The following is a 17318-nucleotide window of genomic DNA, read 5'->3' on the forward strand; positions in this document are numbered from 1 at the left end:
ACCGGCTACGAATGACAACGCCCGCCTATACTCGACTTTCCACACGTTCGATGCCCGGCATTCGACACGCAACCGCCTGCATCATCCACCAACGGAGCAAGACCATGAAAACCATCGGCGTGATCGGCGGAATGAGTTGGGAGTCGTCCACCGAGTACTACAGGCTCCTGAACCGCCGCGCCAAGGCGCGCCTCGGCGGCCACCACAACGCCCGCAGCCTGATGCTGACGGTCGATTTCGCGCCGATCGAGGCCAACCAGCGCGCCGGCAACTGGACCGCGCTCGGCGATCAGCTGGCCGACGCCGCACGCCAACTCGAACGCGGCGGCGCCGACCTGGTGATACTGGCGACCAACACCATGCATCGCGTGTATGAATCGATCGAACAGGCGATCGGCGTGCCCTTCCTGCACATCGCCGATCCGACCGGCAACGCGCTGCGCGCCGCAGGAATCACGCGGGTGGGCTTACTGGGTACGCGCTATACGATGGAGCAGACGTTTTACACAGGGCGCTTACGCGAACGCTACGACCTCGAGACGCTGATTCCCGATGAAGCCGAACGCGCGGATGTGCACCGCATCATCTACGACGAACTGTGCCACGGCAAAGTGAATGACGCCTCGCGTGCGGTATATCAACGTGTGATCGAAGCACTTGCCGCGCGGGGTGCGCAGGCGGTGATTCTCGGCTGTACGGAAATCACCTTGCTGATCAAGCCGGAAGATTCGGCGCTACCCGTGTTCGACACGACCGCATTGCATGCGCAAGCGGCGGTGGACTGGGCGATCGAGTCGGAGTGAATGCAAGCGCGCGTGGCGCATGCACGCATGAGAGCAGACGGCAGAAGTTAAAAAGCCCGCGTAGCTTGCGCTAGCGGGCTTTCAACAATGCTTGGTTGCGGGGGTAGGATTTGAACCTACGACCTTCGGGTTATGAGCCCGACGAGCTGCCAGACTGCTCCACCCCGCGTCAGAGAAAAAGAGTATATAGGGCCGTTCGCGAGACGTCAAACAATCGGATCAAATAATTTCAAATGAGGTGCCCGTCGCGTGTCCACACTCGTGCAGCAAGTGAATGCGGCGCATGAGCAGGCGACTCAGAGATCCTCGACCGTCGCGCCGTCCACTTTGCCGTCGATGATGTCCGCGCCGTACTGGCTCGCGCTGCGTTTCGCCACGCCGAAATCGGAGAACGTGGACGGCAGCACCAGACGAAACACGCGGCTTGCCTTCGAGCCGCTGATCGCGCCCGGCCGGCATACACGTACCGCCACGTCGTAACCTTCGGCATGACGCTTGTGACCGTCGAACTTGTCGAACTGCCGCGAAAACACCAGCGGATGCACTTCGAAGTCCTTATAAAGGGCTGGATATAGTTGGGCCATGATGCATTCCCGATGCGCGTAAAGGTGATCCCACTATACGCCGCGGCATGACGGCGTCGGGCTTTTATTTTCGACGGCCGCCGGGGCAATTTTCACCGTCGCTCGCCTCGCGCGATAAGATGCGGGACTATCGGAATCGCCCCGATCCTGCCAATCCGAATCCGGGTCGCCAGACGGGTCGTCGCTGAAGCAAAAACAAAGCGGAACGCGGGGTCAGTGCCCCACAAAGCCTTGCCCAGCAAGAATGTGAGAACTTTATGAAAATCGCCACCTGGAACGTCAACTCCCTCAAAGTCCGCCTGCAGCACGTCACCGACTGGCTCGAAACCAGTCACGCGGACGTGCTGTGCCTTCAGGAATTGAAGCTGACCGACGACAAATTCCCTCGCGCCGAACTCGAAGCAAAAGGTTACCGGAGCTGGTTCGCGGGCCAGAAGACCTATAACGGCGTCGGCATCCTCGTGCGCGAAGGCCTGAACGTCGACGAAAGCAGCATCGTGCGCAATATCCCCGGCTTCGAGGACCCGCAGCAACGCGTGATCGCCGCGACCGTCGAGGGCGTGCGCATCATCTCCGCATACTTCCCGAACGGCCAGGCGCCGGGCACCGACAAATTCGCCTACAAGCTGAGCTGGCTCTCCGCCCTGCACGACTGGATCGCGAGCGAAATGGCGGTGTATCCGAAACTCGCGCTGCTCGGCGACTACAACATCGCGCCGGAAGATCGCGACGTGCACGATCCGAAAGCATGGGAAGGCCAGAATCTGGTGTCGCCCGAAGAGCGCGCCGAGTTCGTGCGGCTGGTCGAACTTGGTCTCATCGATGCGTTCCGTCAGTTCGAGCAGCCGGAGAAAATCTATTCGTGGTGGGACTACCGGATGATGGCGTTCCGCCGTAACGCGGGGATGCGTATCGACCATATTCTGCTGTCGAAAGCGCTTGCAGAAGCGTGCTCGGCCTGCGATGTCGACAAGGTGCCGCGCAAATGGGAGCAACCGTCGGACCACGCGCCGGTGGTCGCCCAGATCGACTGAACGCGCGGCCCCAAGCGGGGCCTCAGCAAGATCAGAGCGGAGCGGCAGCCGGCCTCTGTTTCAAAAGCCTACGCCGGCCCGTTCAAACAGCGCCACAAGAACTCGAACACCATCGCATCATGCCCGGCCTGCTCCAGCTCATCGGAGCCGCCGTGGCCCCCTTCCGTGTTCTCCCGATACCAGACCTTCACTGCGCCCAGCGCCTGCATGCGCGCGGCCATCTTGCGCGCGTGTCCGGGGTGCACACGATCGTCAGCAGTCGACGTGGTGAACAGCACCGGCGGATACGCCACGTCCGCACTCACGCGATGATAGGGCGAGTAAGCCGCCAGCACGCGTGCTGCGTCGGGTTCGTCCGGATCGCCGTATTCATCGATCCATGACGCGCCCGCGTGCAGCAGGTGATAGCGGCTCATGTCGAGCAGCGGCACCTCGCACACCACGGCGCCGAATAATTCGGGTCGCTGCACCATGCTCGCCGCGACCAGCAGGCCGCCGTTGCTGCCCCCCTGAATGCCGAGTTGCGCGGCGCTGGTCACGCCTGTGCTGATGAGCGCCTCGGCCACCGCGATGAAATCGTCGAACGAGCGCTGCCGATGCTCGCCCTGCGCCGCCGTATGCCACTGCGTACCGAACTCGCCGCCACCGCGAATATGCGCCACGACGTACACGCCACCCCGCTCGAGCCAGCCGATGCCCGGCCCGGTCAGATAACCTGGCAGCAACGGAATCGCGAAGCCGCCGTAACCGTTGAGCAAGCAGGGGCGCGCTTGCTCCTGCGCTTGCTCGTCCGTTTGCTCATGCGTCCGCTCGTACACTTGATCGCGCGTCTGCTGCGCGGTCTGCGTCGTCTGCTCTTGCGCAGTTTGTTGCGCAACCCGCGGTCCGATCACGGTGTACGGCACCCGCGTGCCGTCCGCGGACACCGCGTGCCCACGCGTCACCGCGAACGGCGCCGCATCGAACTGAGTCGGCCAGCGGTCGAGCAACGTCCAATCGGTCAGGTCATTCTGGGCAAGATCGGTGAGCCAGTACGCAGGCGGTTGCAAATAGTCGTCGGTATCGACAAACACTTCATCGTTCAGCGTCGGCTCGATCGGTGAGACGTCGGCTTGCACATCGTCACGCGACGGAAAGAGGCGTTGATGCCATTGCCAGGCTTGATCGGCCGCTTGCGACGGGGTCCACAGCAAGGTCTTGCTCTGCACATCTTCCAGGTACGACACGATCAGGTGATTGCGCGTGTGTGTCCACTCGCAGGCGGAGGTTTGCGATGTCGGTGTGAAAAGCGGCACCACGTCACGCTCGCCACGCAAGAATGCGGCTTCGCGGATCGCCAGTAACGCGCCGCCCGGATAGCGCACGCCATTGCAGTCCCAATCGAGGCGCGGCTCGAGCAGCAGCCAGCCTTGCCAGCCGCCGACCGCGACGTGCGACGGCACGTCGTACTGCAGCCAGGCGCTCGCGCTATTGGTAACGCTGCCTGCATTAACCGCATCAGCGGGATTGCGCTCATTGGCCGCGTGGGTCACACCGGCGGCATGGGTCGCGTCCGCAGCGCCATCGGTGCCATCGAGGTAGTACGTATACGAATCGAAGAAATCGACGCTGCTCACCACCGTGTGGCGCCGCTCGATCGGATCGTAGTGAGCCTCCACACCGATGTCGCCAAACGCCCCTTTGAAGACCACCGGCGCGTCGGTCAGTGCGCTCCCTCGCGTCCAACGCCGCACTTCGCGCGGATAGCCAGAGCGCGTCAGCGTCTTGCGGCCGTTGTCCCAGCCGACATAAAGCGTGTCCCGATCGATCCACGAGGCCGTGTGCTTGCCGCCCTTCGCAATCACGAAGCCGTCGTCGACAAACCGTCGCGCGTCAATGTCGAACTCGCGTACCACCAGCGCATCCGAGCCTCCCGGCGACAGCGTGACCAGCGCGCGATCGCCATCCGGATAAAGAATGTCGAGTTCGGCGCAGACCCATGGCGTGCCTTCGGCTGCACCAAGCGCGTCGAAGTCGAGCAGGTTCTGCCAGACGGGTGCGCCACTGCGCCAGGCCGCCCACGTCGTGCGCCGCCAGATGCCTTTGGGATTGCGCTCGTCCTGCCACAGATCGTAGGCCCACTCCTTCCAGCGATCGGGGACGACCGGACGCTCGCGCGGCAGATAAGCGTCGGCAAGCCGCTGTTTGAGCGACTCGAATTCCGCGCTGCTGCACCACGCGGCACGCGTGCGGGCGTTCTGCGATTCGACCCACGCGAGCGCGTCAGGGTCGTCGAGCGCTTCGAGCGACAGAAAGGGATCGGAAGAAAGCGGCCAGGAGAAAAGAGCGGGAGAAGCGGGCATCGTCGGCTGTCGAATGAAAACAGCGTCGATTATGCCTTGCGGGAGCCGGAGAGCCTTTGACGCTGCGCGCCGGAGCGGCTGACGGTACAGCCGACGAAGCTGTCCATGCGGCGGTGCCTGCGGGATTGCCCAGGAGCCGACCTAACGGGGCAGCCTAAGTAACAACTGCCGGGGCGGCTGACAAACCGCCCCGGCTAACCGCGCAAACCTCAGGGCTCGAGATTGAGCTCCTGAATCTTGCGCGTAATCGTATTGCGGCCAATGCCGAGCCGCTCCGCCGCCTCTACCTTGCGTCCGCGCGTGAAATCCAGCGCCTCGCGAATCACCGCCGCTTCGAAGCGGCGCGCGAGTTCATCCATGACGTCGGCCGCATTCTCGCGCAACATCCGCGCGACTTCGGTGCGCAAGCCGCCTTCCCAGGCGGCGACGGTGGTCGCGACAGGCATGCCGGCAGCGCTGGCCGGATGAGTGGCCGCGCTGATGCCGTTGATCGGCGCGCCGCCGGCGAGCCCTGCTTCACCCGCACCGATCACGCCGTTGCCACCGCCCGCGAGATCGGCCACGCCGACTTGCGTGGGGCCCAGATCGGGCGGCAAGTCCTTGATCTCGATGGTCTGCGCCGGCGCCATCACCGTGAGCCAGTTGGCAAGATTCTCCAGTTGACGCACGTTGCCCGGAAACGGCAGCGATGCCAGATAAGCGAGCGCCTCTTCCGACACACGCTTAGGCTCCACGCCCAGATCGCGCGCACTCTTTTGCAGGAAGTGGCGCGTAAGCAGCGGAATATCTTCGCTACGCTCGCGCAAGGCCGGCAAACGCAAGCGGATCACATTGAGCCGGTGATACAAATCCTCGCGGAACAAGCCCTGACGCACGCGCGATTCGAGGTTCTGATGCGTCGCGGCGATCACGCGCACATTGGCGCGCAACGGATTGTGACCACCGACGCGATAGAACTGCCCGTCCGACAGCACCCGCAACAGGCGCGTCTGCAGATCGAACGGCATGTCGCCGATTTCATCGAGAAACAGCGTGCCGTTCTCGGCCTGCTCGAAGCGCCCCTGGCGCATGGCCTGCGCGCCGGTAAATGCTCCGCGCTCATGACCGAACAATTCGGATTCCAACAGATCCTTCGGAATTGCCGCCGTGTTAAGCGCGATGAAGGGACCGTTCGCGCGTGGGCTATGTCGGTGCAACGCACGCGCGACCAGTTCCTTTCCGGTGCCTGATTCGCCGGTAATGAGCACGGTGGCCGCGGAATGCGACAGCCGGCCGATCGCGCGAAACATGTCCTGCATCGCCGGCGCCTGGCCGAGCATTTCCGGTGCATCGGCAACGCGGTCGTCCCACGTCTGTTCGCCGCGCATGCTTTCGTCCACCGCGCGACGGATCAGCTCGACTGCCTTGTCGACGTCGAACGGTTTGGCGAGGTATTCGAATGCCCCGCCCTGGAATGCGGCGACCGCACTGTCCAGGTCCGAGAACGCCGTCATGATGATGACGGGCAGGCCCGGCACCTTGTCGCGGACGGTTTGCAGCAATTCGAGGCCGGAGCCGCCAGGCATCCTGATGTCGGACACCAGCACCTGCGGGCTGTCGTGATCGAGCGCGGCCGATGCCTCGCGCACGTTCGCGAAGCTGCGTGTCGCGAAGTTTTCGCGGGCGAGCGCTTTTTCAAGCACCCAGCGAATCGATTGATCGTCGTCTACTATCCAGATCGGCTTCATATAGGTCGTTCAGAAGTCTTGAGATACATATGTTTAGCAGTCGAGCGGCAGCAGAATCTGAAACTCGGTGTGGCCCGGCCGGCTTTCCACTTCGATCAGCCCGTCGTGCTGTTGCACGAAAGTCTGTGCGAGCGTCAGGCCGAGACCGCTGCCGTCCTCGCGCCCCGACACGAGCGGATAGAAAATGCGGTCACGGATTTCTTCGGGAATGCCTGGCCCGTTGTCAGTGATATGCAAGTCCAGTGCCAGCTTACATAAACGTTTCGACACGGTGATCTTGCGCGCAATGCGAGTGCGCAATTCGATGCGCGCATCGCCTTGCGAGATGCGTTCGCGCAAGGCTTCGGCAGCGTTGCGCACGATGTTCAGCAACGCCTGGATCAGTTGCTCCTTGTCGCCGCGCAGGTCCGGCACGCTCACGTCGTAATCGCGCTCGATCGTCAGACCGCGCGGAAACTCCGCGAGAATCACCTGGCGCACGCGCTCGCACACTTCATGAATATTCACGTCGCCGACGATATGCGGATGACGGTGTGGCTCCAGCAGGCGATCGACCAGCGTTTGCAGCCGGTCCGATTCCTTGATGATGACCTGCGTGTACTCGCGCAACTCGTCGCGCTGACGCTCGCCGAGTTCGAATTCGAGCAGTTGCGCCGCGCCGCGAATCCCGCCGAGCGGGTTCTTGATCTCGTGCGCGAGATTGCGGATCAGTTGTTTGTTGACCGCCGTGAGGTCGTTGATGCGTTCCTCGCGGTCGGTGCGGATATGCCGCTCGTTCTCGAACAGTTCGAGCAGCACGTAGTCTTGCACGCTCTCCAGAAAGCCGACGATCGCATGCACATGCAGCGGCTCGTGGCCCGGACGCTCGAGTACGGCGTCCAGATGCGTCGCGTGAAAACGGTGGGCGGCGATCGCCGAAATGGTGGCGAGCAGTTCGTCCGCATTCGAGAAGATGTCCGGCCACGCCATCTGCGTCAATTGCTTGCGCGAGAGCTCCAGCATCGACTCCGCCGACGGGTTCGCAAACACCACGCGCAACGTGCGTTTCTCCAGCACCAGCACGACCGTCGGCAATGCCTCGAAGCCCGGCAGCAAACCGGAACCCACAAGCTGAGCGTCGTCCGACAGCGTCTGCTCGTGCCCTTTCCTTGCCTTCATCAGATTCTTCAGAACCATCTTGCAGTCTGGCCGATAGGAGATGGTGATCAATCAGGTGTACCGCTTATTGTCCTGCCTGATGCGCTACTTCATTGCCCCTGCGCCGCGAACGCTGCGAATGGACTCATTCGCGCCTAACAAAAAAGGGACGGCGCCGCCGTCCCTTCGTGACCGATCGCGAGCGTCGGGCAAAGCGCTTCGCCGTTTGAAGGGCGAAGCGCCATTGCCGCTTACAGCGAGTAGTACATTTCGAATTCGATCGGGTGCACCGACTGACGATAGCGTTGCAGCTCGCCCGTCTTCAGTTCGATGTACGCGTCGAGCATCGAGTCCGTGAACACGCCACCGCGCGTCAGGAATTCGCGGTCCGCGTCGAGTGCGTCAAGCGCCTGGTCGAGGCCGGCACACACGGTCGGGATCTTTGCATCCTCTTCCGGCGGCAGGTCGTACAGGTTCTTGTCGGCCGCTTCGCCCGGGTGAATCTTGTTCTGCACGCCGTCCAGACCCGCCATCATCAGCGCGGAGAAGCACAGGTACGGATTCGCCATCGGATCCGGGAAACGCGTTTCGATACGGCGGCCCTTCGGGTTCGACACGTGCGGAATACGGATCGATGCCGAACGGTTGCGAGCCGAGTAAGCCAGCTTCACCGGTGCTTCGAAGTGCGGCACGAGGCGCTTGTACGAGTTCGTCGACGGGTTCGTGATCGCGTTCAGCGCGCGAGCATGCTTGATGATGCCGCCGATGTAGAACAGCGCGAATTCCGACAGACCTGCGTAACCGTTGCCTGCGAACAGGTTCGTGCCGTCTTTCCAGATCGACTGGTGAACGTGCATGCCCGAACCGTTATCGCCGACCACCGGCTTCGGCATGAACGTAGCCGTCTTGCCGTACGTGTGCGCGACGTTCATGATGATGTACTTCATTTGCTGCAACCAGTCGGCGCGTTGCACCAGCGTCGAGAACTTCGTGCCGATTTCGTTCTGGCCCTGGCCCGCGACTTCGTGGTGATGCACTTCGACCGGGATGCCGATCTGTTCGAGCAACAGACACATTTCCGAACGGATGTCCTGGAACGTGTCGACCGGAGCGACCGGGAAGTAGCCGCCCTTCGTGCCCGGACGGTGGCCGGTGTTGCCGCCTTCGAAGTCCATCGCCGACGACCACGGTGCTTCTTCCGAACCGATCTTGACGAACGTGCCCGACTGGTCCGTGCCCCACTTGACCGAGTCGAAAATGAAGAATTCCGGTTCCGGACCGAAGAAGGCCGTGTCGCCGAGGCCCGTGCTCTTCAGGTACGCTTCAGCGCGCTTGGCCAGCGATCGCGGGTCGCGTTCATAGCCCTTGCCGTCAGCCGGTTCGACGACGTCGCAGGTCAGGACGAGGGTCGACTCTTCGTAGAACGGGTCGATGAAGGCGGTGTTCGCGTCCGGGATCAGCAACATGTCCGATGCTTCGATGCCCTTCCAGCCGGCAATCGACGAACCGTCAAACGCATGGCCGCTTTCGAACTTGTCTTCATCGAATGCCGACACCGGCACCGAAACGTGTTGCTCTTTGCCGCGCGTGTCGGTGAAGCGGAAGTCGACAAACTTGACGTCCTCGTCTTTGACGAGTTGAACGACGTCGGCCACGGATTTACTCATAACCTATCTCCTGATTAACGAATTCGGCGGATTCAGCCGCCGCCCAATCTAGCTGACCCGTCCCGGCGCGTCCACCCCTCTATCGTTGAGGATGAACATAAAAGCCTGCTGGAACAAATCGATCGGCACCAATAAAGCAGCTTCTGTGCCATGTATGCGCCAACCCGGCGCAGAACCACACTGCGCGCGCGTTTGCGGGGAATGGGCGCACCGAACAGCATGCAGCCCTCAAATCTTTACACTGCGCAACGCACCGAGTTAGTGCATTCACAAAATCAGCAACGGGTGACGCCTCTATTTTGGTGCATTCTGGAGAATATGCACCACTATTGAGCGCACGTCTCCTTGCTTCGTGCGGACGGGACGCCGTCTCTGAACCGCATGCGCGTCGCACGCCGCGCGCTAGAATGTTCATTTGGTCCGACGGAGATTTGCGCTCATGAGCACGCTCGAACAGTTGTACGCCCAGGCGGACAAGCGCCGCACCGAGAGCCAGTTGCCCTATGCGGGCGCGATATCGCCCGCCGAGGCGTTCGAACTGCTGCAACTCGATCCGCGCACGCGTCTCGTCGACGTGCGCACCCGTGCCGAACTCGATTGGGTCGGCCGGCCGGTTATCGGCGACGGGCAATACGCCCACGTGGAATGGACGCGCTATCCCGGCGCCGTACCGAACCAGGAATTCCTTCAGCAACTGAGCCACATCGCCTCGCCCGATGCGCCGGTGCTGTTTTTGTGTCGCAGCGCCGCGCGCTCGAAGCTCGCTGCGATCGCCGCTACCCAAGCCGGCTTTACCAAGGCGTATGACCTGCTGGAGGGCTTCGAAGGCGACAAGGACGGCCAGGGGCATCGGAAGACGGTGTCGGGCTGGTGCTTTCGCGGGTTGCCGTGGATCGGCGCCTGATTGCTGATTCGCAGGGGCCTTCGGGCGATGGGCGGGACAATCAGACGCATCGTCCGCGCTGCATGTGACAGGCCGATGATGCGTTGAGTTTTCAGTCAGGCACGGGCGCAAGCGCGCCCGAAGGAAGGATGGCGTGCGCGGCGATCAAACGGCGGCACGACCAGGCTCAATCACTACTCAAGCGCGCGGTTTAGCCGCAGCCGCCTCCGGCTCGACGATATCGCCGCCCAGCAGGTGCACACCTTCACGCAGCTTCACAAAAGCCGCCGCCACCGCTTCCGGTTCGCCCTTCACACCGAGATCAATGTGATGCCGCGCATACACGCCGCCGCGCTCCGCATCGCCTACGCTCGGCAGGCTGAACACCCGCACACCCGGAAAATCGTGTTCGATCTTTTCCATCAACGGCGTCACCCGCGACTCCGGCAGCTCGAACACCAGCAGTGACTTTTCCGCGTGCGGCATCGCGTGATGCAGATGTGCATACTGCGTATCCAGCACCCACTCGATCATCGGCCACGCCATCACCGGAAAGCCCGGCACGAAGTAGTGCTGCTTGATCGAGAAGCCAGGAATCTTGTTGTAGCCGTTGGGAATGATCGACGCGCCCTGCGGATACGTGCCCATGTTCAGACGATGCCGGTTCTCAGCCGAATTCGGATCGAGCGGCGTTGCGGCGTTCGCCGGATACATATCGCGGATACGCTCCTGAATCAGCTTCGCCGCTTCCGGATGCAGTTCGAGCGGCACGCCGAGCGCGGCTGCCGCGCACTGGCGGGTGTGGTCGTCCGGGGTGGCGCCGATGCCGCCCGTGGAGAACACGATGTCGCCCGAGGCGAACGTGCGTCGCAGCGTCGCCGTGATGCGCTCCGGCTCGTCGCCGATGTATTCCGCCCAGCCGAGCGCCAGCCCGCGCGCGCCCAGCAATTCGATGACCTTCGGCAGATGCTTGTCGATACGTCTGCCCGACAGGATTTCGTCGCCGATGATGATGACGCCAAATGCCATTGCCGCCTCTTTCGCTTTGTCAGTAATTCAGTAGGGAACCGGCGCCGCGTGCCGCGGGCCGTGCTCTTCCGCGCGCATGCGTTGCAGTGCGCGCAGACAGTAGTAGCCGAACCACAGCGCCGAAAATACAAGGATGAACGCGTAGATCCAGATCGTCACCGCGGTGATCACGGGAAACAGCACGATCAGCCATACCGACGACGCCCACAGCAGCGTCGGCAGCGAACCCAGCAGCCCACTCGCGATGCCGATCAACAGCAGCGGCAACCGGAAGCGCCGCACCAGCGCGCGCCGCTCGTCACGCGTGGCATGCAGCGCGAGCGCGTCGTAACTCATCACGCGATACGTCAGCCAGCCCCACAGCAGCGGCGGAATCAGCGCGAAGAACGGCGGCACCAGCCAGAGTGGCAACGTGACGACCAGCAGCACCAGACAAACCACCGTGGTCCACAATGCGTGGCCCAAGCTACCGTACCACGTTCCGCCGCGGCGCATTTCAAGGCCGGGGAATTGCCGCGCCGACAGAAAGCGGATCACCGCCGGCATCGACAGCGTGGCGATCAACAGCAGCACCGTGACGACGATCAGCGGAATCGCCATCGCAATCACGATGAACGGCGCGATCGCCGTGTGCAGCGCCGAAAAGCCGAGCCAGTCGAACAGATGATAAAGCGTGACCGTGAACGACCAGCTTTCGAGCCACGTGCGCGTGGCGCCGATCAGCGTCTGCCAGGAAAACCACAGGATCACGCCCCACCCGACCGTTGCCGCCAGAAACGGCAGGAAAGTCAGCCAGAGCATGCGCGGGTGGAGTGCGCTTGCAAGTGCGCGCCCGAACGAGCGCAACAGATCATTCATGCGAGCCAGTGCCGGTGAACGAAACGATGGAATGAAGGAAATAGCGCGGCGAACCGGCGAAGGGTCCGGTGAACAGACCGAAATGCAGACCGGAAAACGACTCAGGAACGTGCGCGCAAACGTGGACAGGATAAACCACGTGACGCGCCGCCGGGGAAACCGGCGGCATGAGAAGAAGACGAATGCTCAGACCGCAGCGGCGTCGTTGCCTTCGGCGCGGCGCTTCGGCGAAAGCCGCCCGGCGATGCGCACAAGAGCGAGCCAGTGCTGCGCCCAGAAACCATCGCCATAGCGGCGACCTTCGAGTTGATCGCGGATGCCAGTGGGCTCCATTTCGCGGCTCCACGATACGCTGCGGAACAGCATGTCCCACCATGGGAACAGCACGCCGAAGTTGCAACCGTACTTCAACCCTTCGTGGCCATAGCCGATTGCATGATGCCGGCGATGGAAAGTCGGGCTGACCAGCAGGCGCTCGCCGAGCCAGCCGAAGTACAGACGGATGTTCGCGTGCTGCACGCTCTGCGCGAGGTTCGTGATTGCCACCAGCACGACGAATTGCGACGGCGGCACGCCGATCACCAGCGCGATCGATGCGAAAAACGACGCCTGCAACAAACTGTCGAGCAGATGGTTACGGTCGTCCGACCATAGCGACATCTGCTGCTGGCTGTGATGCACTGCGTGCAGTTCCCACCAGACGCCGAACCGATGTTCCCAGCGGTGGTACCAGTAACCAGCGAAATCGAGCACGACCAGATACATCGCGAACGTGACGAGCGGCTGCGTAGTGACGCCCGGCCACAGATTGTCGAATTCGATATTCGCGATGTTGTGCAGACGCAGCCAGGCCTGCACGTTGTCGAACAACGGCTGCAGCGCGAAGAAGAAAAACAGGTTCAGGATGCCGAGCTTGACGATCCATGTGTAGATCACGTCGACGCGCACCGCCTTGCGGTTTTCCCATCGCTCGACCGGGCGCAGCGCCTCGAGTGGGCGCAGCACCGCGTACATCGCCAGCACCTCGAAGACGCCGACGATCACCCAATACAGGCTGTCGAAAGTGTCTTCGTCGTAGTCCATCAGATTGAAGCGGAACAGCAGCGGCTGCACCACGTCGACGTACAGCAACGTCTGCACCGTTGAGACGAAGCTGTCGAGCGAAGAAAAAATCAGATGGAACATGGTGCTGGCCTGTTACTTCATTTCTGGCGGTTCGCTGATAACAGCGTCAAGCGCCGTTCGGCGCCGTGACCGGCGCGCGATTGAAGAAATAGATACCGTGCGGCGAACGGCCGACGGCAATCGTCTGGATCAGCTTACGCGTGTTCAGGTCGATGATGCCGATATGCTTCGCGAAACGGAAGGTCACCCACAGATAGCGTTTGTCGGCGGACAGTTCCATGTCGTCCGGCCCCGGCATCAAGCCGGTGATGTCGCCAACGTTGGTGAGCGTATCTTCGTCGATGATGCTGATCGTGCTCGCAACGCGGTTCGACACCGCCACATGTTTGCCGTCAGCCAGCGAACGGAAGTTGTGCGCGCCCTTGCCGGTCGGGATCGTCTTGACGATCTTCTGATTGCGCCAGTCGACCACGGCGACGTAGTCCGCCCCGGTCATGCCGATCAGCAGGTACTTCTCGCCCGGTGTCATCCACAGGCCAGCCGGCACCTTGCCGACCTTCATCTTCCACTTGACGGTTTGCGTGGCCAGATCGATAGCGGCCAGCTCGCCCGAAACCTGCAGCGTGACGAAAACCGTCTTGCTGTCATTGGTGAACGCCATGTGGCTCGGCATCACCGCAAGCGGCAGACGCGAGGCCAGCGTCATCTGGTTCTTCTGGCTGTCGTAATGATAGATGTCGAGGCGGTCCAGACGCAGCCCGGTGGTGACGAGCCACTTGCGGTCGGGCGAAAAACCGATCTGGTACGGATCCTCGATGTTCTCGACCCAGCGCTGAACCTGGCCCGATTTCGGATCGACGAACATCAGGTTGTTCGACACCGAGTTGGCGACGATCAGCGACGAATTGTCCGGCGTGGCCATCAGGTGGTGGGGTTCTTTACCCGTCGGCACCGTGCCGACGACCTGATGAGTGGTCTCGTCGATCAGGCTCAGCGTGGCTTCGCCGGAATTGAGCACGATCACGTTGTTGGCGTGAGCCGCCGGAGAAAAAAAGCCTGCGGCGGCGACCAGCGCTGCACCCGCGGCGAACGTGGCAGTCAAGCCGGGAAGAAAAAATTTACGCATGAAAACTCACTTCGGAGAACAACCGTCATTGTAGAACGTTTGCTGTGACCAGCGGTTGACGTGGATGCGGGTGCGACGCGCGGAAAAGCGGAAACCAGGCGGGATGCGGGCACGACACTGTCAGCATATTCCGCTGCACTGCCGACATAACGCCGGCTTCATGTAGGAAATCCTTATTCGATTTTCACAACGCCATTATTTTAATCAAATCAATGGATCATTACATTCTTACATTTTTAAAATTCGCATAAGACAAATAAAGACAATTCTTTATATTTCCTAATTTTATACATTTGGATATCAATTAATCAAAATAAATTACAAACAATTATTTATTTTCAACCGTTTAGGAATTGGCTTATTCCACCTCTCCCCCGCCACACCTGACAATCCCGCCGATCATCACCCATGCACTTAATCCTGCGGACTCAAGAGCGTAAAGCCGGCGATTCGAACGCGCGAAAAAATCAGCAGGACACGGAAAACGGATACCGGAGAAACCGCGGTCTATATGTTCTTATTTTGTGCGCGACATACCAGGGCGATGACGCCTTATTCGAATCGCCGCGCTTTCATCTGCAGTCCGCGCATGCAATAACCGCGGAGTTACTTAAATAATGAACAAGATTTACAAATCGGTTTGGTGTGAAGCGACGGGAACGGGGGTGGCCACGTCGGAAACGGCCCGGGGGAAGACGAAACGCGGGACGTCGCGGAAACAGGCGTTGGCACAGGCTGTGCTGGCTGGTGCTGTTTTGCTGGGAGGGGTGTCAGGAGCGTATGCGGGGAACGCTGACATTTATTTCGACGCCACATCACTAGTCCCGGCTGGAGATCACGACGCAAGCGCTAGTCAACCAGGCGCTATCGCGGCAGGCGCGAATGCCGTCGCGTCGGGTACAGGCTCCTCCGCGTTCGGTTATGGGGCCAATGCGACTGTCAACGGCGCCAGCGCGTTCGGCTATATGGCAGAGGCTAAAGCCAAAGCAGCGTTTGCCGCCGGCGGTGGAGCGCTAGTCGACACAGGGGCGGAATACAGTACGGCCGTCGGCAACATATCCACGGTCAGGGGAATCAACTCGACGTCCATCGGCGCCTTTTCGGAAGTGGACGGCGCCAACTCCGTTGCAATTGGCTATAAGGCCACTGCCACTAGCGACAACAGCATCGCGGTGGGCAACATGGCCGACGCTAGCGCCGACGGCTCCGTCGCATTGGGCCAGGGTTCGATCGCCGATCGTACTAACACCGTCTCTGTCGGTGCAAGCGGCGCAGAACGTCAAATCACCAACGTCGCAGCCGGCACTGAAGCTACGGACGCCGTCAACCTGAGCCAACTGAATGCGGCCGCCGCTAACGCCTCGCGCTATTTCAAGGCAGGCGGCGCCAATGACGGCTCGGACGACGCCACCGCAAACGGCGACCACTCGGTCGCGATCGGCGCCTACGCCAACGCTTCCGGCTACGCGTCATTTGCAGCCGGCACCTCCTCGTGGGCACAGGGAGACAGCAGCACGGCCGTCGGCACCCTCGCCACGGCAGCAGGCGACGGCTCGACGGCCCTCGGCTACAAGGCGAATGCCGTCGCGGTCAATTCGGTCGCGCTGGGCCAGGGCTCGGTCGCCGATCGTGCTAACACCGTCTCTGTCGGTGCAAGCGGTGCAGAACGTCAAATCACCAACGTCGCAGCCGGCACAGAAGCTACGGACGCCGTCAACCTGAGCCAACTGAATGCGGCTGCCGCTGACGCCTCGCGCTATTTCAAGGCAGGCGGGGCCAATGACGGCTCGGACGACGCCACTGCAAACGGCGACCACTCGGTCGCGATCGGCGCGTACGCCAACGCTTCCGGCTACGCGTCATTTGCAGCCGGCACCTCCTCGTGGGCACAGGGAGACAACAGCACGGCCGTCGGCACCCTCGCCACGGCAGCAGGCGACAATTCAACGGCCCTCGGCTATCAGGCAAATGCCAGCTCCGCCAACTCGGTCGCCCTGGGCAACGGCTCGATCGCCGATCGCATCAACACCGTATCGGTCGGTTCAGCGGGCGCAGAACGCCAGATCACCAACGTTGCAGCCGGCACCGCCGACACCGACGCCGTCAACGTTGCCCAGTTGAAAGAAGTTACGTCGCAGACCGACGCCAAGCTCGACGGCGCCGTGATGTATGACAAGAACGCCGACGGCAGCGTCAACAAGAACAGCGTCACGCTCGGCGGCGATGCATCCAGTGGTGGCACGATCATCCACAACGTCGCCGACGGCGTGGACTCAACCGATGCCGTCAACGTCGGCCAACTGAACACGGCAATCGGCAACGCTGTGCAGAACATCACGGTGAATCCGAACGTGCCGTTCTTCAGCGCCGACGGCAATGTCGGCACAGAAGGTGCACAGGCCTCGGGCACGCATTCGGTCGCTGTGGGCGCCAACGCCAACGCCACCGGCACGAACGCCATCGCCATGGGCGCGAACTCGGTCGCAAGCGGCAACAACGCCACCGCGCTCGGTGCCGCGGCGAACGCCAGCGCCGACAACTCGGTGGCATTGGGTCAAGGCTCGGTCGCGGATCGCGCGAGCACGGTATCGGTCGGCGCAGCAGGTCAGGAGCGTCAGATCACCAACGTCGCGGCCGGCGTGCAAGGCACGGATGCAGTCAACGTCAATCAGTTGCAGCAATCCATGAGCGGCGCAGTCGGCCAGGCTAACAGCTACACCGACGACCAGATCCGCTCGGCCCGCCGCGATGCCTACGGCGGCACGGCAACGGCACTTGCAGCAGCAGGCTTGCCGCAAGCGGTCTTGCCGGGTCACGGCATGGTGGCCATGGCCGGCGGCACCTACGGCGGGCAGTCGGCGATCGCCATCGGCGTGTCGCAATTGTCGGAAACCGGCAAGTGGGTCTACAAGGTACAAGGCACCTCTGACTCGCGCGGCCAGTTCGGCGCGTCAATCGGCGCCGGCATGCACTGGTAAAACGTCGGCAAGAAAGATGACCGGT

13 protein-coding genes and 1 tRNA gene are annotated in these 17318 nt (G+C 61.9%); 4 read left to right on the plus strand and 10 right to left on the minus strand.

Features of this window, described 5'->3' with window-relative positions:
• Positions 1–104: 104 nt before the first annotated feature.
• The gene (locus M0D67_RS02355) at positions 105–803 is read left to right on the plus strand and encodes an aspartate/glutamate racemase family protein (RefSeq protein ID WP_266237090.1); all 699 of its coding nucleotides are present in this window, start codon (positions 105–107) and stop codon (positions 801–803) included.
• 92 nt (positions 804–895) lie between these two features.
• On the opposite strand, the gene M0D67_RS02360 is transcribed toward M0D67_RS02355, so the two are convergent.
• Positions 896–972: transfer RNA gene (locus M0D67_RS02360), tRNA-Met, on the minus strand.
• Positions 973–1099: 127 nt separating this feature from the next.
• Positions 1100–1387, minus strand: coding sequence for a hypothetical protein (locus M0D67_RS02365; RefSeq protein WP_154566144.1), 288 nt, complete (start codon positions 1385–1387; stop codon positions 1100–1102).
• A gap of 257 nt (positions 1388–1644) precedes the next feature.
• Here M0D67_RS02365 and xth point away from each other — a divergent pair, with 257 nt between their 5' ends.
• The gene (gene xth / locus M0D67_RS02370; RefSeq protein WP_154566143.1) at positions 1645–2421 is read left to right on the plus strand and encodes an exodeoxyribonuclease III; all 777 of its coding nucleotides are present in this window, start codon (positions 1645–1647) and stop codon (positions 2419–2421) included.
• 68 nt (positions 2422–2489) lie between these two features.
• Here the strand turns inward: xth and M0D67_RS02375 are convergent, their stop codons facing one another.
• The 4 genes from M0D67_RS02375 to glnA all read right to left on the minus strand — a co-directional run bounded on the left by M0D67_RS02375 (position 2490) and on the right by glnA (position 9294).
• Positions 2490–4763, minus strand: coding sequence for a prolyl oligopeptidase family protein (locus tag M0D67_RS02375; RefSeq protein WP_266237092.1), 2274 nt, complete (start codon positions 4761–4763; stop codon positions 2490–2492).
• 209 nt (positions 4764–4972) lie between these two features.
• On the minus strand, positions 4973–6490 hold the full coding sequence (ntrC, locus tag M0D67_RS02380) for a nitrogen regulation protein NR(I) (RefSeq protein WP_154566141.1): 1518 nt from the start codon (positions 6488–6490) through the stop codon (positions 4973–4975).
• 33 nt (positions 6491–6523) lie between these two features.
• A complete protein-coding gene (glnL, locus tag M0D67_RS02385; RefSeq protein WP_154566140.1) occupies positions 6524–7666 on the minus strand; it encodes a nitrogen regulation protein NR(II) in 1143 nt (380 codons plus the stop codon).
• Positions 7667–7878: 212 nt separating this feature from the next.
• Positions 7879–9294: a type I glutamate--ammonia ligase gene (gene glnA / locus M0D67_RS02390; RefSeq protein WP_154566139.1), complete on the minus strand. Its 1416-nt coding sequence runs from the start codon at positions 9292–9294 to the stop codon at positions 7879–7881.
• A 439-nt stretch (positions 9295–9733) separates the two neighbouring features.
• Between glnA and M0D67_RS02395 the strand changes: the two genes are divergently transcribed.
• Positions 9734–10198 (plus strand): rhodanese-like domain-containing protein, encoded by a 465-nt coding sequence (locus M0D67_RS02395; RefSeq protein WP_266237096.1) that lies wholly within the window; start codon positions 9734–9736, stop codon positions 10196–10198.
• A gap of 177 nt (positions 10199–10375) precedes the next feature.
• On the opposite strand, the gene M0D67_RS02400 is transcribed toward M0D67_RS02395, so the two are convergent.
• The 4 genes from M0D67_RS02400 to M0D67_RS02415 all read right to left on the minus strand — a co-directional run bounded on the left by M0D67_RS02400 (position 10376) and on the right by M0D67_RS02415 (position 14315).
• Entirely contained in the window at positions 10376–11206 is an 831-nt protein-coding gene (locus tag M0D67_RS02400) for a molybdopterin-binding protein (protein WP_266237098.1), read from the minus strand.
• Positions 11207–11233: 27 nt separating this feature from the next.
• Complete coding sequence (locus M0D67_RS02405) at positions 11234–12064, minus strand: EI24 domain-containing protein (RefSeq protein ID WP_154566136.1); 831 nt, start codon at positions 12062–12064, stop codon at positions 11234–11236.
• A gap of 186 nt (positions 12065–12250) precedes the next feature.
• Positions 12251–13249, minus strand: coding sequence for a sterol desaturase family protein (locus M0D67_RS02410; RefSeq protein WP_266237100.1), 999 nt, complete (start codon positions 13247–13249; stop codon positions 12251–12253).
• A 46-nt stretch (positions 13250–13295) separates the two neighbouring features.
• Positions 13296–14315, minus strand: coding sequence for a beta-propeller fold lactonase family protein (locus M0D67_RS02415; RefSeq protein WP_154566134.1), 1020 nt, complete (start codon positions 14313–14315; stop codon positions 13296–13298).
• 617 nt (positions 14316–14932) lie between these two features.
• Here M0D67_RS02415 and M0D67_RS02420 point away from each other — a divergent pair.
• Positions 14933–17293 (plus strand): YadA family autotransporter adhesin, encoded by a 2361-nt coding sequence (locus M0D67_RS02420; RefSeq protein WP_266237104.1) that lies wholly within the window; start codon positions 14933–14935, stop codon positions 17291–17293.
• Positions 17294–17318: the final 25 nt, after the last annotated feature.

The organism is Paraburkholderia sp. SECH4 (assembly GCF_030511745.1).
Lineage (GTDB): Bacteria > Pseudomonadota > Gammaproteobacteria > Burkholderiales > Burkholderiaceae > Paraburkholderia > Paraburkholderia madseniana.